Origin of the sequence: Brucella pseudogrignonensis, from assembly GCF_032190615.1 — a bacterium.
GTDB lineage: Bacteria > Pseudomonadota > Alphaproteobacteria > Rhizobiales > Rhizobiaceae > Brucella > Brucella pseudogrignonensis_B.
The window spans coordinates 469624-485143 of sequence record NZ_JAVLAT010000001.1 but is presented as its reverse complement, the minus strand read 5'-3'; the positions used below and the strand labels follow the sequence as shown (position 1 = coordinate 485143).

Sequence of the window (15520 nt, the reverse complement as noted above, 5' to 3'; positions counted from 1 at the left end):
GAATGATCCCGATCACCGCCCTTAAAGATAAGACTGTTGCCCTCTTCGGATTGGGTGGGTCGGGCATTGCAACGGCCAAGGCTATAGTGGCTGGTGGCGCGAAGATCATTGCCTGGGATGATAATCCCGACAGTGTGGCCCGCGCGCAAAGCGCTGGCATTGCAACAGGTGATCTGAGGCAGGCGGACTGGTCACAGTTCGCTGCCTTTGTGCTTTCGCCGGGAGTTCCGCTGACCCATCCAAAACCACACTGGACGGCGGATCTGGCGCTTGCCGCTGGTGTTGAGATTATCGGTGACGTTGAACTCTTCGTACGTGAACGCAATCATATTGCGCCGGATTGCCCGTTTATCGCCATCACCGGCACCAATGGTAAATCGACGACAACCGCGCTGATCGCCCATATTATCAAATCATCGGGCCGCGACATGCAGCTTGGCGGCAATATTGGCACAGCAATCCTGACACTGGAAGCACCAGCGCCAAATCGTTTCTATGTTGTTGAATGCTCATCCTATCAGATTGATCTTGCGCCATCGCTTAATCCGACTGCTGGTATTCTGCTCAACCTGACGCCGGATCATCTTGACCGGCATGGTTCGATGGAAAACTACGCCGCGATCAAGGAGCGGCTTGTTGCAAAAAGCGATGTGGCAATCATTGGCGTCGATGACGATTATTGCATCAGTATTGCAGACCGTCTCGCAGGAAACGGCGTAAAAGTCGCGAGAATTTCCAAGGACGAGCGCCTTGAGGATGGTGCTTTTGCGGACGGTGTAAAGCTCTATTCCGCCAAAGCTGGCAGCGTTGAAGAGCTTGCTTCGCTTGAGGGTATTGGTTCGCTTCGCGGCGCGCACAATGCGCAGAATGCGTTAGCCGCTATCACTGCCTGTCTTGCCGTTGGTCTTTCCATTGAAGAAGTCCGTGCCGGTTTGAAAAGCTTCCCTGGTCTTGCACATCGGATGGAACAGGTGGGGCATCGCGGCAAGGTTCTCTTCGTCAATGATTCCAAAGCCACTAATGCCGAAGCGACCGCTCCCGCGCTGTCATCTTTTGCCAATCATATTTACTGGATTGCCGGTGGTGTGCCCAAGGCGGGCGGTATTGCGTCGCTTTCTGGTTTCTTCCCGCGTATCACCAAAGCCTATTTGATCGGTGAGGCTGCGGCGCAATTTGCTGCGACGCTGGGCGATGCGGTGTCGTTTGAGATTTCAGACACTTTGGCTGCGGCTGTTGAACATGCGGCACGCGATGCAGGTAATGACGCTGCGGGCGAGCCTGTGGTTCTGCTTTCACCAGCCTGTGCGAGCTTTGACCAGTTCCAGAATTTTGAAAAACGCGGTGATGCATTCCGCAGCGCCGTTCTCGCACTCCCGGGTATTGAGCCAATCGGAGGGAAAAGCTGATGGTAAGTCGCGTTGACCGTGGTGCTGTCGCCAATTGGTGGTGGACAATCGACCGTTACTTTCTGGCTGCATGTCTGGCCCTGATGGGGCTTGGCGTACTGCTCTCCTTCGCGGCCAGTCCTGCTGTTGCACAACGCATTGGCCTCGATAGCTTCCATTTCGTGGAACGACAGACATTTTTCATGATCCCGGCTGTTGCCGTTATGATCGGTGTGTCATTTCTGTCACCCCGGCAGATCAGGCGTTTTGCACTGATACTGCTCTGCGCATCGCTGTTTCTTATGGCTGCGGCGCTGTTCGTCGGCATCGAAATCAAGGGCGCACGTCGCTGGGTCAGCCTTGCCGGTGTCTCTATTCAGCCGTCCGAATTTATGAAGCCTGCTTTTGTGGTCATCTGCGCATGGCTTTTCTCGGAGCGCGAGCGCGGTGGCCATATGCCGGGATATTTTCTAGCCATGGCACTGTTCTGTGTCACAGCTGGATTGCTGATGTTGCAGCCGGACTTCGGGCAGACCATGCTGACCACTGGCACATGGGGCGCGATGTTCTTTCTCGCTGGCCTGCCAATGTTCTGGATTCTGGTTCTTGGCGGCATCGCAGTTGTTGGTGCTTTCGGTGCTTACATGACGCTTGATCACGTTGCGGGTCGTGTGAACCGCTTTATGACCGGCGAGGGCGACACGTTTCAGGTGGATGCAGGTCGCGAAGCTATTTTGCGTGGCGGCTGGTTTGGTCAGGGGCCGGGCGAAGGTACGGTAAAGCGCATCATTCCTGATAGTCACACCGACTTTATCTTCTCGGTAGCCGCCGAAGAATATGGCATTATTCTTTGCATGATCATCATGGCACTGTTTGCGTTTATCGTGATCCGTGGCTTGTCGATTGCGCTTCGTGAGCGCGATGCTTTTACGCGTCTTGCTGTTTCTGGCATCGTGATCCTGTTTGGCTTCCAGTCGATCATTAACATGGCGGTTAATCTGCATTTGATGCCTGCAAAGGGCATGACGCTGCCATTCATTTCTTATGGTGGTTCATCCCTTGTAGCGATTGCAATCACTATGGGCATTTTGCTGGCGCTGACACGCCGTCGTCCGGAAGCGCGTATGACGCATACGGTCAGCATGGGCGAGCGCATTCCGGTTTTGTGAGGGAACTATGGCCAAAGGCGTAATCGTATTGGCTGCCGGGGGAACTGGCGGCCATCTGTTTCCAGCCGAAGCACTGGCGCATGAGTTGAAGTCTCGTGGCTGGGATGTGCATCTGGCAACCGATGCGCGCGCGCAGCGCTTTGCCGGGGCATTTGCAGAAGATCATGTGCATGTGATCCGTTCCGCTACCATTGCCGGGCGCAATCCGATTGCGCTGGCACGCACGCTCTGGTCGTTGTGGCAGGGTAATCTTGATAGTCGCAAACTGTTCCGTCGGTTGAAGCCGAAACTGGTTGCTGGCTTCGGTGGTTATCCAACGTTGCCGCCGCTTTATGCTGCAAGCAATATGGGCATCCCGACAATGGTGCATGAGCAGAATGCCGTCATGGGCCGTGCCAATAAGGGACTCGCCTCGCGCGTGAAGGCAATTGCTGGCGGGTTTCTTCCAGAAACAAGCGGCGCTTTTGCTGAAAAGATTATTGCGACCGGAAATCCGGTTCGCCCGCCGGTGCTTGCTGCTGCCAACACATCCTATAGACCAGCCAAAGAAGGCCAGCGTTTTCGCCTGCTGGTATTTGGTGGTAGTCAGGGTGCGCAGTTTTTCTCACAAGCTATTCCCGAAGCGATTGCGCTTTTGCCAGAGAGTGAACGGGCAAGGCTGCTGATTACCCAGCAAGCCCGCAAAGAAGATGAAGCGGCTGTTCGTGCTGCTTATCAGAAGCTGCGTATTCTTGCGGATGTTGCGCCGTTCTTCAACGATATGCCAGCACGCATCGCCGATGCGCATTTTGTCATTTCACGTTCGGGGGCTTCGACTGTTTCAGAAATAGCAGCGATTGGCCGTCCGGCGATACTGGTGCCTTTCCCGCATGCGCTTGATCATGATCAGGCAGCGAATGCGGCAGCCCTTGCGCGTGCTGGCGGTTGCGAGGTCATGCGGCAGTCGGAGCTGACGCCACAGCGACTGGCTGACATAATTAGTGCGGCGATTAACGAGCCGGAAAGGCTTGAACAACAGGCAAAAGCTGCAAAAAGCGTTGGTAAGCCTGATGCCGCGCAGTTGCTTGCTGATCTTGCAGAGGCTATTGCAGCAGGACAATCAGTTCAGGAATTTAAAGAAGGAACTCGGCCATGAAAATGCCGCTCAACATCGGGCTTGTCCATTTTATCGGGATCGGCGGCATTGGCATGAGCGGCATTGCGGAAGTGCTGCACAATCTTGGCTACAAGGTTCAGGGCTCGGATCAGTCGGATAGCGCCAATGTGCAGCGTCTGCGCGAGAAGGGCATTGAAGTCTTTGTCGGCCATAAGGCTGAGAATCTTGGCGATGCAGAAGTAATTGTTGTCTCTACAGCAATCAAGAAGACCAATCCGGAACTGGCCGCTGCGCGCGAAAAGCTTCTGCCGATTGTTCGCCGTGCTGAAATGCTGGCTGAACTGATGCGTTTCCGTCGTGCGGTTGCCATTGGCGGCACGCATGGCAAGACCACGACCACATCAATGGTCGCAGCGCTGCTTGATGCCGGTCATCTTGACCCGACGGTTATCAATGGCGGCATTATCAATGCCTACGGCACCAATGCCCGTATGGGTGACGGTGACTGGATGGTTGTCGAAGCGGATGAAAGCGACGGTACGTTCCTCAAGCTTCCAGCCGATATTGCGGTTGTTACCAATATCGATCCTGAGCATCTCGATCACTACGGCAACTTTGACAATGTGCGTGCAGCTTTCGCACAGTTCGTCGAGAACGTGCCGTTCTATGGTTTTGGCGTGATGTGCCTAGATCACCCGGAAGTGCAGGCTCTGGTGAGCCGCATTGAGGATCGTCGCATCGTGACCTATGGCCAGAACCCGCAGGCAGATGTGCGCTTTGTCAATCATCGCATGGAAGGCGCTGTCAGCGTATTTGATGTGCTGATTCGTTCGCGCAAGGGTGAGACGACCGAGATCAAGGATCTGCGTCTGCCGATGCCGGGTCTGCACAATGTTTCCAACGCAACGGCGGCCATTGCGGTTGCGCATGAGCTGGGCATTTCAGCCGATGATATTCGTCGTGGTCTTGGCGCGTTTGGCGGTGTGAAGCGTCGCTTTACCCACACGGGCTCGTGGAATGGCGTTGAGATTTTCGATGACTATGGACACCATCCGGTTGAAATTCGCGCGGTGCTGAAAGCCGCACGCGAAGCAACCAAAGGTCGTGTCGTTGGTATCGTTCAGCCGCATCGCTATACGCGTCTGCACAGCCTGTTTGATGAATTTGCAGCGTGCTTCAATGATGCCGATACGGTTATCGTTGCGCCCGTGTATACGGCTGGCGAAGACCCGATTGAAGGCGTAAATTCGGAAACGCTCGTTTCGCGCATTAAGACCGCGGGCCATCGTGATGCACGTTATGCCAGTGGTCCAGAAACATTGGCGCCACTTGTTGCATCTGTTGCTGAACCCGGTGATTTCGTGGTTTTCCTCGGTGCGGGCAATATCACGCAATGGGCGCATGCACTTCCGAAAGAACTGGCTGAACAGGGTGAAAAGTAATGGAAAGCGGCGAAGCGCTTCTCAAGAAGCTCGACGGCAGGCTGTCGGGGCTGCGTGGCAAAATGATGCCGGATACCGGCATGGACAAAATCACATGGTTCCGCGCCGGTGGCCTTGCACAGGTTCTGTTTCAGCCCGCAGATGAAGAAGATTTGGCTTTGTTTCTGCAAGCTGTGCCAGAGGAGATTCCGCTTCTGGTTGTAGGTATCGGCTCCAATCTTCTTGTCCGTGACGGTGGTATTCCGGGCTTTGTGGTGCGTTTATCAGCCAAGGGCTTCGGCAGTGTCGAACAGGTGTCGGAAACGCGGTTGAGGGCAGGCACGGCAACACCTGATAAGCGTGTAGCGGCGGCCGCGCTTGAGGCTAATCTGGCAGGCTTCCATTTTTATCACGGCATTCCCGGTGGCATTGGCGGCGCGTTGCGGATGAATGCCGGTGCCAATGGTGTTGAAACCCGCGAGCGCGTAGTGGAAGTGCGTGCGCTTGACCGCAAGGGTGAGCTGCACATTCTGTCCAATGCAGACATGGGTTATGCCTATCGCCATTCCTCGGCATCGCCTGATCTGATTTTCACGTCTGCCTTGTTTGAAGGTATTCCGGGCGACCGTGAAGACATTCAGAAGGCGATGGACGAGGTGCAGAATCACCGCGAGACAGTGCAGCCTGTGCGTGAGAAAACTGGCGGCTCAACCTTCAAAAACCCTGAAGGCACGTCTGCTTGGAAAGAAATCGACAAGGCTGGCTGTCGTGGCTTGCGCGTCGGTGGTGCACAGATGTCTGAGATGCACTGCAATTTCATGATCAATACGGGTGACGCCACCGGATATGATCTCGAAATGCTTGGCGAGACAGTTCGCGCTAAGGTTTATGAGAGTTCCGGCATTCGCCTTCATTGGGAGATCAAGCGGCTTGGCTTATTCCGTGAAGGGCAGGAAGTGAAAGAATTCGTATAAAAATTAATATTTTAAGAAGCCCGGATTTCCCACTGAAATTCCGGGCTTTTTTGCGCTTATTGAGTCGTTCGTAAGTTGCTCCCCTTTTGATAGGGGCTTGCCACGGAATCAACTCTCTGATTCTTTATGGTTAACCGTACAGTGATTTGATTCGTCAGAGTTTTCTGACTTGGGTGTCTGCTGCGTAGTGTGGCCGGGCTATCCTGATTCTATTTTTGATTCGAGCGCAGGGGATGCGCAGAGGGGATGACTAACGTGGCTGGACAGAAGGCTGTAAAGCATGTTGCCGTTTTGATGGGCGGCTTCTCTTCAGAGCGTCCTGTCAGCCTGTCGTCTGGTGCTGCTTGTGCAACTGCTCTCGAAGAGTGCGGCTACTGCGTTACGCGTGTTGATGTTAACCGGAATGTTGCCAGTGTTCTCGCTGAGTTGAAGCCTGATGTGGCGTTCAATGCGCTGCACGGTCCGTTTGGTGAAGATGGCACCATTCAGGGTATCCTTGAATATCTCCAAATTCCTTACACGCATTCCGGTGTGCTGGCTTCCGCGCTCGCTATGGATAAGGGTCGTGCGAAGACGGTTGCGGCTGCTGCTGGTGTTGCTGTTGCGCCTTCACGCCTGATGAATCGTTTTGAAATCGGCAATGAGCATCCGATGCAGCCGCCTTATGTGGTGAAGCCTGTAAAAGAAGGTTCAAGCTTCGGTGTTGTCATCGTTCAGGAAGATCAGACTCATCCTCCGCAAATCATCAGCTCAGCCGAGTGGAATTATGGTGCGGATGTTTTGGTCGAAAAATACATTCCGGGTCGTGAGCTGACCTGCGCCGTGATGGGTGATCGCGCGATGGATGTCTGCGAGATCATTCCGGTAGGGCATCAGTTCTACGATTTTGATTCAAAATATGTGCCTGGAGCATCAACTCACGTATGTCCGGCAAAAATTTTACCAAATATTTACCAAAAAATACAAACAATGGCACTTACGGCGCATCGGGCAATCGGGTGTCGGGGCGTAAGCAGGTCAGACTTCCGTTTCGATGACCGTTTTTCCGAAGAAGGCGAAGTTATTTGGCTGGAAGTTAATACTCAGCCGGGAATGACTCCTACCTCGCTCGTACCTGATATCGCGAAAGCGGCGGGTATCTCTTTTGGTGAATTGTTGAGTTGGTTGGTGGAGGACGCGTCTTGTTTGCGTTAAACGGCAGATCACATGAATACAGGCGTTCTGGCGCGATGCGTGATGCATCGGGTGCAGCCTTTGTTCTGCCGCGCTTTCTGCGCAAGCCCTTCCGCTTTGCTGTTCGTTTGTTTCAGGGCAATATCAACGTTCCGCGCTATGCTGGCACGATTGGTATGCTCGGCTTTCTTGGCGCAACCGGCGTTTACGGCATGGTTCTTGGTGGTCATTCCGAAAACATGGTCAAGGCAACTGCCTCGACTCTCGGTTTTGCAATTGAAGAGGTGAAGGTCGTTGGTAACAACGAGACCTCCGATATTGATATTCTCGGTCAGCTTGAGTTGGACGGTGAAACATCGCTCGTTGGCTTGAGTGCTGAGGCTGCGCGTCAGGCGATTGCGAAGCTTCCCTGGGTTGAAAGCGCAGAAGTGCGCAAGGTTTATCCGGGTACTCTGCTGGTGTCGCTTGAAGAGCGTAAAGCTTTCGCGGTCTGGCAGAATGGTCAGGAGCTTTCGCTGATTGATTCGGCGGGTGATACAATCGTTCCGTTCCGGCCGGGCCGTTACAACGCTCTCCCGCTAGTCGTCGGTGCGGGTGCTGAAAAACGCGTTAAGGGCTTCGTGGACGAGGTTGCCGCCTATCCTGCGCTGGCTGGCAAGGTTCGTGCATATATTCGTGTTGCTGATCGCCGTTGGGACATTCTGCTGGAAAACGGCGTTCGCATCATGCTGCCGGAAAATGATCCGATGAAGGCTCTTGCTGAAGTCGAAAAGATGGATAGCGAAAAGCATCTGTTGTCGCGCGATATTGCTGCGGTCGATATGCGTCTTGATGATCGCGTCACGGTGCAGTTGACGGCGAGTGGCATGGAGCAGCGTGAGAAGTTTCTGGCAGATCGTAAAAAAGAATTAGCCCGCACGGGGAAACGCGTATGAGTATTCTTGGCGGAAAAGGTTCATCACAAGCTGGAAGTGCAGGGCGCAAGGTGCGCCTGCTGACAGTTCTGGATGTTGGTTCTAGTAAGGTTTCCTGCGTGATCGCGCGTCTGCGTCCGCATGAAGCGGGTGCGCTTCTTCCGGGTCGCACGCATCGCATGGAAGTGCTTGGCATTGGCCATCAGCGTTCGCGTGGTGTGAAGTCTGGCGTGATTATTGATCTCGATGCGGCTGAACAGTCAATCCGCCTCGCAGTGGATGCTGCTGAGCGTATGGCTGGCCTGACGGTTGATAGCCTCATCGTGAATATTTCTGCTGGCCGTTTGAAGAGTGAGACGTTTACTGCGAGCGTTAATCTCGGCGGTCATGAGGTTGAACAGACAGATATTCGCCGCGTACTGGCGGCGGGCGCAAAGCAGGCGCTTGCTGCTGAACGCCACCTCGTACATTCGCTGCCCGTTGGCTATACGCTTGACGGCGAGCGCGGTATTCGCGATCCGCTTGGCATGCTGGGCGACAGCCTTGGCGTCGACATGCATGTGCTGACGGCTGATGCGGCACCGCTTCGTAATCTCGAATTGTGTATCAATCGTTGTCACCTTTCGGTCGAGGCAATCGTCGCGACACCTTATGCGAGCGGCCTTGCAGCGCTCGTTGGTGACGAAGCTGAAATGGGTGCGGCCTGCATCGATATGGGCGGCGGCACGACCACGATTTCTGTCTTCTCTGAAGGTAAGTTTATTCATGCTGATGCAGTTGCTATCGGCGGTTCGCACGTCACCATGGATGTGGCACGCGGCTTCTCCACACGGATGGAAGATGCTGAACGCCTTAAGGTTATGTATGGCTCGGCGCTGCCAAGTGCAGCTGACGACCGCGATCTCATCTCGGTTCCGCCAATTGGCGATGACGAGCGTGATGTACCCAATCAATATCCGCGTTCGGTTTTGACGCGGATCATCCGTGCACGTGTGGAAGAAACGCTTGAACTGGTTCGCGACAGGCTGAACCAGTCGGGCCTCGGACACATCGTTGGGAAGCGTGTGGTGCTGACAGGTGGCGCAAGCCAGCTGCCGGGCATGCCAGAAGCAGCCAGACGGATACTTGCAAGGAATGTGCGTATCGGGCGTCCGCTAGGAATAGCGGGATTGCCTGAAGCGGCTAAGGGTGCGGCTTTCTCCGCGACTGTTGGACTTCTGATCTACCCGCAAGTGGCAGGCATTGAAGAACGGTCGGTGAAAGCAGCTTCCTCCGGTCTTATGACTGGTACGGGCGGGCGAATTCAGCGTGTCGGCCAATGGCTGAGAGAGAGTTTTTGAGTACACTGAGTGATTTCATTGCGTGATGTGGGCGTAACCATCAGCGTAATAACCAATTAGCACCGCGGCGGCGAAGCGGTGTGAGGCTTTAAGAGGAACGAGAACCATGACAATTAATCTGCAAAAGCCGGACATTACCGAGCTGAAGCCTCGCATCACCGTGTTCGGTGTCGGTGGCGGTGGCGGCAACGCGGTCAACAACATGATCAATGCCGGTTTGCGCGGTGTGGATTTTGTTGTCGCGAACACTGACGCGCAGGCTTTGACCATGTCGAAGTCCGAACGCATGATCCAGCTCGGCGCAGCTGTCACCGAAGGTCTCGGTGCTGGTTCGCAGCCTGAAGTTGGTCGCGCAGCTGCTGAAGAATGCATCGACGAAATCGTCGACCACCTCAATGGCACGCATATGTGCTTCGTCACTGCCGGTATGGGCGGCGGCACCGGTACGGGTGCGGCTCCTGTTGTGGCACGCGCTGCACGCGAACGCGGTATCCTCACTGTCGGCGTCGTAACAAAGCCTTTCCATTTTGAAGGTGCTCGCCGCATGAAGACGGCTGAGCTCGGCATCGAAGAACTGCAGAAGAACGTCGATACGCTTATCGTCATTCCAAACCAGAACCTCTTCCGCATTGCCAACGACAAGACCACCTTCGCTGATGCTTTCGCAATGGCGGATCAGGTGCTCTATTCGGGTGTTGCCTGCATCACCGATCTGATGGTCAAGGAAGGCCTCATCAACCTCGACTTTGCTGACGTTCGCTCGGTTATGCGCGAAATGGGCAAGGCGATGATGGGCACTGGCGAAGCTTCCGGCGAAGGCCGTGCAATGGCTGCTGCAGAAGCTGCGATTGCTAACCCGCTGCTCGATGAAACCTCGATGCGCGGTGCAAAGGGTCTTCTCATCTCGATCACCGGTGGTCGCGATATGACTCTGTTTGAAGTCGATGAAGCTGCGACACGTATCCGTGAAGAAGTTGATCCTGAAGCCAACATTATCCTTGGCGCTACTTTTGATGAAGGCTTGGAAGGCGTTATTCGCGTCTCTGTTGTTGCCACTGGCATCGACAAGAAGATCGGAGATGCGGCGCCTGCGCCGCTGGAATTTCGCCAGCCGGTAAAGCCAGTTGCCCAGCAGGCAAAGCCAATGGCTCCACATGGCATTCTTCGTCCTCCAGTCGCTGAACAGCCACGTCAGGTTGAACAGCCTGCGCCAGTTGCTCAGTCGATCGAAACTGAAATTCCAGCTGCACCAGTAGCGCCCGCCGCTTCTGCTGCTCCTGAGTTCCGCCCGCAGAGCCGTATTTTCCAGGCGCCTGCTGCTGAAAGCTTTGAACGCGCACCTGTTGCTCGTCCAGTCGCTCCACAGCCGCAGATGCATCACAATCAGGCAACTGCTCAGGCAATGCAGCCACAGGCTTATCAGCAGCCACAGCAGATGCATGCAGAACCGGCTCCTCAGCCACGTCCTGCTCCGCGTATGCCAGCTGTTTCTGATTTCCCACCTGTTGCACAGGCTGAGATCAATGCACGTCGTGCAGCGCCTCAGCAGCCTGTTCAGGAAGAACGCGGTCCAATGGGTCTGCTTTCCCGCCTGACACGTGGTCTGACCCGTCGTGAAGAAGAGCAGCCAGCAGCTCGCCTTGAGCCAGCTCAGCAGCGCGAACCTGCGATGCGTCAGCCAGAGCAGCGCCGCCCAATGCAGCAGGATGCTTCGATCTATGCACCGCGTCGCGGCCAGCTTGACGATCAGGGCCGTCCACAGCCACGCGCTGCTTCGGAAGAAGACCAGCTCGAAATTCCAGCGTTCCTGCGCCGTCAGTCAAACTGATCAGTAAACGTTGGTTGAATTTAAAAGCCGCAAGGAATTCCTTGCGGCTTTTTTCATTGGCGCTTCGTTATATGTTGTAAGAAAGCGTGATTTTGATCGGTTCCCCGCAACTACTATTTGTAGCCAATGCTTTCATATCTGCGGGCGATGTTTCTGCGTAGCGGTAGCTCATTTTTGCCATATCTCTTTTATTTAAGGGACATGAAGAAAGCTCGGTTACGTTGATTTGCCCGCTGAAAAGACCTTGGCAGGATGCTGCATCGCGCATTAAAAAAAGATAGATTGGACCCCGTTTTGAACGTTTATCAAAAGACAATTGGCCGTGTTTTCACGTTGTCGGGCGTAGGTGTCCATGGCGGTACAAGTGCATCGGCTACGTTTTTGCCAGCAGACGTCAATATCGGAATTATCTTCCGCCGTTCTGATATTAAGGATGCGCCGGATACGCGCGCTCATGCCTCCGAGATTGGTGCAACTGATCTCTGTACGGCTCTTGGACCGCAGGAAGCGCGAATCAATACAGTTGAGCATCTGATGGCAGCGATTGCCGCCCTGGGTATTGATAATCTTATTGTCGAGATTGAAGGGCCAGAAGTTCCGATTCTTGATGGCACCTCCGCGCGTTTTATTGATGCGTTCGATGAAGCTGGTATTGTTACGCAAGACGCCAAGCGTCGGTTCATTCGTATTCTCAAAACAGTGCGCGTGGAAGCAGGCGGATCATGGGGGGAGTTTCAGCCCTATTCGGGGACTCGTTACGAAGTCGAAATCGATTTTGAGTGTCCGCTGATTGGTCGTCAGAAATACGCCAATGACATCAATGAAGAGGCCTTCCGTAAGGACATCTCCACTGCACGTACTTTCGGCTTCATGAAAGATGTTGAACGGCTGTGGGCGGCTGGTTTGGCGCTCGGTTCTTCGCTTGATAACTCGCTTGTCATTGGCGACGATAATTCGGTTATAAATCCGGGTGGCCTGCGTTTTAAAGATGAGTTCGTACGCCATAAGACACTGGATGCCGTGGGCGATCTTGCGCTCGCTGGGCTGCCTTTCATTGGCTGTTTCCGGTCATATCGCGGTGGTCACAGGCTGAATGCCGAAACAGTAAAGGCGCTTCTTGCTGACAAATCGAATTACGATATTGTTGAAGCAAGTGGTGTTCGTCGCAATTTTGATAATTCGGATATGGTGACCGTTCGTCCAAATATTTCGGCCCCTTGGGCACTTTAAGGGTGTGATGCGAAGGACTGGACGTTTATGGCCATAATTGGGCCGTGATCGCCACGTCATGTTTGCTATGAGTCGGTGTATCGTATGTGAAGTGACAGCCAGACCTCGCCATTGGATGAGGATGTAGCAATTGGTTTGCAAAGATAATGCCTTAGGCCGTTCCGAATATGCCATTTTCTGATGATTGATCAGCTAGACGATTGCCGATTACGCTAGCATGTGGTTTATGAACGGCCAAAACAGCCTCGGCTATGTTTACCTTTGTGCTGATGCTGATGTATTGAGTTGGATGGAAATAAGCACAGATCAGTCTGTTTGCTTACGCCCTTACTGAAAAGACGTTGCCAGATGGCCGGAGACCGCATGACGAGTTCCAATTTCCCGGTGAAGACGAAAACCGCGCTGATGGTCAGCGCCCTTGCCGTTTTTGTTCCGCTTGCGGGATGTGCCAGCAAAAACGACGATATCGATCTGACCAAATATGTTGAGACGATTGATCCGGCGGATAAGCTTTACAACGAAGGTCTTGCGAACCTCGATGCTGGTCGTCTGGGCGAAGCTGCTAAGAAGTTTGCTGCGGTCGATCGTCAGCATCCTTACACTGAATGGGCGCGTAAGTCGCTCGTCATGGCCGCTTTTACCAATTATCGTCAGGGCAATTACGAAGAAGCGATCAACATGGCAAAGCGTTACAATACGCTTTACCCTACATCGCCTGAATCGGCCTATGCATACTACATCATCGGTTTGAGCTATTTCCGCCAGATTCCTGATGTGACCCGCGATCAGGCTGCAAGCCGTCGCGCTATTGCAGCGATGCAGGAAGTGGTCGATCGCTTCCCGAATTCCGAATATGTTGACGATGCCAAGACCAAAATCCGTGTTGCGCGCGATCAGCTCGCCGGCAAGGAAATGCAGGTTGGTCGTTACTATCTTGAGCGCAAGGAATATCTGGCTGCGATCAAGCGTTTCCGCCTGGTTGTAGAGCAATACTCCAACACCCGTCAGGTTGAAGAAGCACTTGCTCGTCTGGTCGAAGCCTATTATGCGCTTGGTCTGACGTCGGAAGCTCAGATGGCTGCGTCTGTCTTGGGCAAGAATTTCCCGGATAGCCGTTGGTATAAGGATAGCTACAAGCTGTTGCAGAGCGGTGGTCTTGAACCGCGCGAAAACGGTGGTTCTTGGCTAGCCAAGGCTTCTTCGCTCATCACGGGCGGCAACTAAGCCGATACCTGCATGCTGTCGCACCTGTCGATCCGCGATATTGTTCTGATTGAAAGGCTCGACATCGAGTTCAAGACCGGCTTGTCCGTGCTTACGGGCGAGACAGGTGCAGGCAAATCAATCCTGCTTGATTCGTTGTCGCTCGCACTTGGTGCGCGCGGCGACGCTTCTCTAGTGCGTCATGGTGCGGATCAGGGGCAGGTGACTGCCGTGTTTGATGTGCCGGGTGGCCATCCGGCACGTAAATTCTTAAGTGAAAATGGTTTTGATGATGACGGCGACGTTATCCTGCGCCGCCTCCAGATGGGGGACGGCCGCACTCGTGTTTTCATCAATGATCAGGCGGCAAGCGTCGCGCTGCTGCGCGAACTCGGCAAGCGTCTCGTTGAAATTCACGGTCAGCATGATGATCGTGCGCTGATTGATACCGATCTTCATCGTACATTGCTGGATGCTTTTGGCGGTCTCGATGCTGAAGCCACCACTGTTCGCGAGCGCTATAAAGCATGGCGCGACGCAGAAAGTGCATTGTCGAAGCATCGTGCGCGTGTCGAACAGGCTGAGCGCGAAGGTGACTATCTGCGGTCGTCAGTCGAAGAACTGACCAAACTTGATCCGCAGCCGGGCGAAGAAGAGGAGCTCGCTGAACGCCGTGCGATCATGATGAAATCAGAAAAGATTGCCGGTGACGTGAATGAAGCAGGTGAGTTGTTGTCAGGGAATGGTTCGCCAGTGCCGACACTTGCAAGCCTCGTGCGTCGGTTAGAGCGTAAAATCCCGGAAGCGCCGCATCTTCTTGAGCCCGTTTGTAAGGCGATTGATGAAGCACTCAATCACCTAGCACTTGCACAGGATGGTATTGATCATGCCATGCGCGAGATTGATTTTGATCCGCGTGTGCTGGAGCAAGTCGAGGAGCGGTTGTTTGCTTTAAGAGCCGCCGCGCGCAAATATTCGGTTGCAGTCGAAGGCTTGCCAGCTTTGCGGGACAAGATGGATGCCGATCTTGCTGATCTTGATGCCGGAGCAGAAAAGCTGATTAAGCTTGAAGCACAAGCCACAGAAACCCGTGCGTCTTATGATGCCGCTGCCAAGGCTCTGTCTGAACGCCGTACGTATACAGCTGAGCATCTTAAAGCCGCTGTCATGGCCGAGCTTCCGGCGCTGAAGCTTGAGCGTGCTGAGTTTATCGTCGAAATGACGACGGATATAAATGCGCGTGCTGCCGAAGGCATTGATACGGTTGAATATTGGGTTCGCACCAATCCGGGTACGCGCGCTGGCCCGATGATGAAGGTTGCATCGGGTGGTGAACTTTCTCGCTTCCTGCTTGCGCTGAAGGTGGCGCTTGCTGATCGCGGTTCGGCACCGACACTTGTGTTCGATGAGATCGATACGGGGGTAGGTGGAGCAGTTGCCGATGCGATTGGGCAGCGCTTGGCGCGTCTTTCATCGCGTGTGCAGGTTCTATCGGTGACGCATGCACCGCAGGTAGCCGCGCGCGCTTCAACGCATTTCCTGATTGCCAAATCCGCGACCAATGAAGATCGCATGTCCACGTCGATCCGTTCGATTGGTGTCGATGAGCGGCAGGAAGAAATCGCACGTATGCTGGCCGGTGCCAGCATTACCGATGAAGCACGCGCAGCGGCGGAACGTTTGCTGGCCGAGAACAGTGCACTAGCAATTTAAACTGTTGTCAGCAGTCTGTGTGCGACTTGCTGTTTTCGTAGGCGCAGCCTCATTTCTTAGCTATGTTGAGCAAA

Annotated in this window: 12 protein-coding genes; all 12 read left to right on the top strand. The window is 54.2% G+C overall.

Features of this window, described 5'->3' with window-relative positions:
- The first annotated feature begins 2 nt into the window (after nucleotides 1-2).
- A complete protein-coding gene (murD, locus tag RI570_RS02385; RefSeq protein WP_313826764.1) occupies nucleotides 3-1406 on the top strand; it encodes a UDP-N-acetylmuramoyl-L-alanine--D-glutamate ligase in 1404 nt (467 codons plus the stop codon).
- Entirely contained in the window at nucleotides 1406-2554 is a 1149-nt protein-coding gene (gene ftsW / locus RI570_RS02380) for a putative lipid II flippase FtsW (RefSeq protein ID WP_313826763.1), read from the top strand. The genes murD and ftsW overlap by 1 nt, the downstream gene beginning before the upstream one ends.
- Before the next feature lie 7 nt (nucleotides 2555-2561).
- Entirely contained in the window at nucleotides 2562-3689 is a 1128-nt protein-coding gene (murG, locus tag RI570_RS02375; RefSeq protein WP_313826762.1) for an undecaprenyldiphospho-muramoylpentapeptide beta-N-acetylglucosaminyltransferase, read from the top strand.
- Entirely contained in the window at nucleotides 3686-5092 is a 1407-nt protein-coding gene (murC, locus tag RI570_RS02370) for a UDP-N-acetylmuramate--L-alanine ligase (protein ID WP_313826761.1), read from the top strand. The genes murG and murC overlap by 4 nt, the downstream gene beginning before the upstream one ends.
- Nucleotides 5092-6045, top strand: coding sequence for a UDP-N-acetylmuramate dehydrogenase (gene murB, locus RI570_RS02365; protein ID WP_313826760.1), 954 nt, complete (start codon nucleotides 5092-5094; stop codon nucleotides 6043-6045). Before murC ends, murB begins: the two co-directional genes overlap by 1 nt.
- A gap of 246 nt (nucleotides 6046-6291) precedes the next feature.
- Nucleotides 6292-7239 (top strand): D-alanine--D-alanine ligase, encoded by a 948-nt coding sequence (locus RI570_RS02360; protein ID WP_409558607.1) that lies wholly within the window; start codon nucleotides 6292-6294, stop codon nucleotides 7237-7239.
- Nucleotides 7227-8153 carry a cell division protein FtsQ/DivIB gene (locus tag RI570_RS02355; RefSeq protein WP_313826759.1) on the top strand — a complete coding sequence of 309 codons (927 nt, stop codon included), beginning with the start codon at nucleotides 7227-7229 and terminating at the stop codon, nucleotides 8151-8153. Before RI570_RS02360 ends, RI570_RS02355 begins: the two co-directional genes overlap by 13 nt.
- Nucleotides 8150-9472: a cell division protein FtsA gene (ftsA, locus tag RI570_RS02350; protein WP_313826758.1), complete on the top strand. Its 1323-nt coding sequence runs from the start codon at nucleotides 8150-8152 to the stop codon at nucleotides 9470-9472. Before RI570_RS02355 ends, ftsA begins: the two co-directional genes overlap by 4 nt.
- A gap of 106 nt (nucleotides 9473-9578) precedes the next feature.
- Nucleotides 9579-11300: a cell division protein FtsZ gene (gene ftsZ, locus RI570_RS02345; RefSeq protein ID WP_313826757.1), complete on the top strand. Its 1722-nt coding sequence runs from the start codon at nucleotides 9579-9581 to the stop codon at nucleotides 11298-11300.
- Between the two features lie 294 nt (nucleotides 11301-11594).
- Complete coding sequence (gene lpxC, locus RI570_RS02340; protein WP_313826756.1) at nucleotides 11595-12530, top strand: UDP-3-O-acyl-N-acetylglucosamine deacetylase; 936 nt, start codon at nucleotides 11595-11597, stop codon at nucleotides 12528-12530.
- Between the two features lie 363 nt (nucleotides 12531-12893).
- A complete protein-coding gene (locus RI570_RS02335; RefSeq protein WP_313826755.1) occupies nucleotides 12894-13754 on the top strand; it encodes an outer membrane protein assembly factor BamD in 861 nt (286 codons plus the stop codon).
- A gap of 12 nt (nucleotides 13755-13766) precedes the next feature.
- On the top strand, nucleotides 13767-15446 hold the full coding sequence (gene recN, locus RI570_RS02330) for a DNA repair protein RecN (RefSeq protein ID WP_313826754.1): 1680 nt from the start codon (nucleotides 13767-13769) through the stop codon (nucleotides 15444-15446).
- Nucleotides 15447-15520 lie beyond the last annotated feature (74 nt).

Excerpts from the sequence above, each read along its gene's own strand:
- murD (WP_313826764.1), top strand. The coding sequence starts at position 3 with ATGATCCCGATCACCGCCCTTAAAGATAAGACTGTTGCCCTCTTCGGA.
- ftsW (WP_313826763.1), top strand. The coding sequence starts at position 1,406 with ATGGTAAGTCGCGTTGACCGTGGTGCTGTCGCCAATTGGTGGTGGACA.
- murG (WP_313826762.1), top strand. The coding sequence starts at position 2,562 with ATGGCCAAAGGCGTAATCGTATTGGCTGCCGGGGGAACTGGCGGCCAT.
- murC (WP_313826761.1), top strand. The coding sequence starts at position 3,686 with ATGAAAATGCCGCTCAACATCGGGCTTGTCCATTTTATCGGGATCGGC.
- murB (WP_313826760.1), top strand. The coding sequence starts at position 5,092 with ATGGAAAGCGGCGAAGCGCTTCTCAAGAAGCTCGACGGCAGGCTGTCG.
- RI570_RS02360 (WP_409558607.1), top strand. The coding sequence starts at position 6,292 with ATGACTAACGTGGCTGGACAGAAGGCTGTAAAGCATGTTGCCGTTTTG.
- ftsA (WP_313826758.1), top strand. The coding sequence starts at position 8,150 with ATGAGTATTCTTGGCGGAAAAGGTTCATCACAAGCTGGAAGTGCAGGG.
- ftsZ (WP_313826757.1), top strand. The coding sequence starts at position 9,579 with ATGACAATTAATCTGCAAAAGCCGGACATTACCGAGCTGAAGCCTCGC.
- RI570_RS02335 (WP_313826755.1), top strand. The coding sequence starts at position 12,894 with ATGACGAGTTCCAATTTCCCGGTGAAGACGAAAACCGCGCTGATGGTC.
- recN (WP_313826754.1), top strand. The coding sequence starts at position 13,767 with ATGCTGTCGCACCTGTCGATCCGCGATATTGTTCTGATTGAAAGGCTC.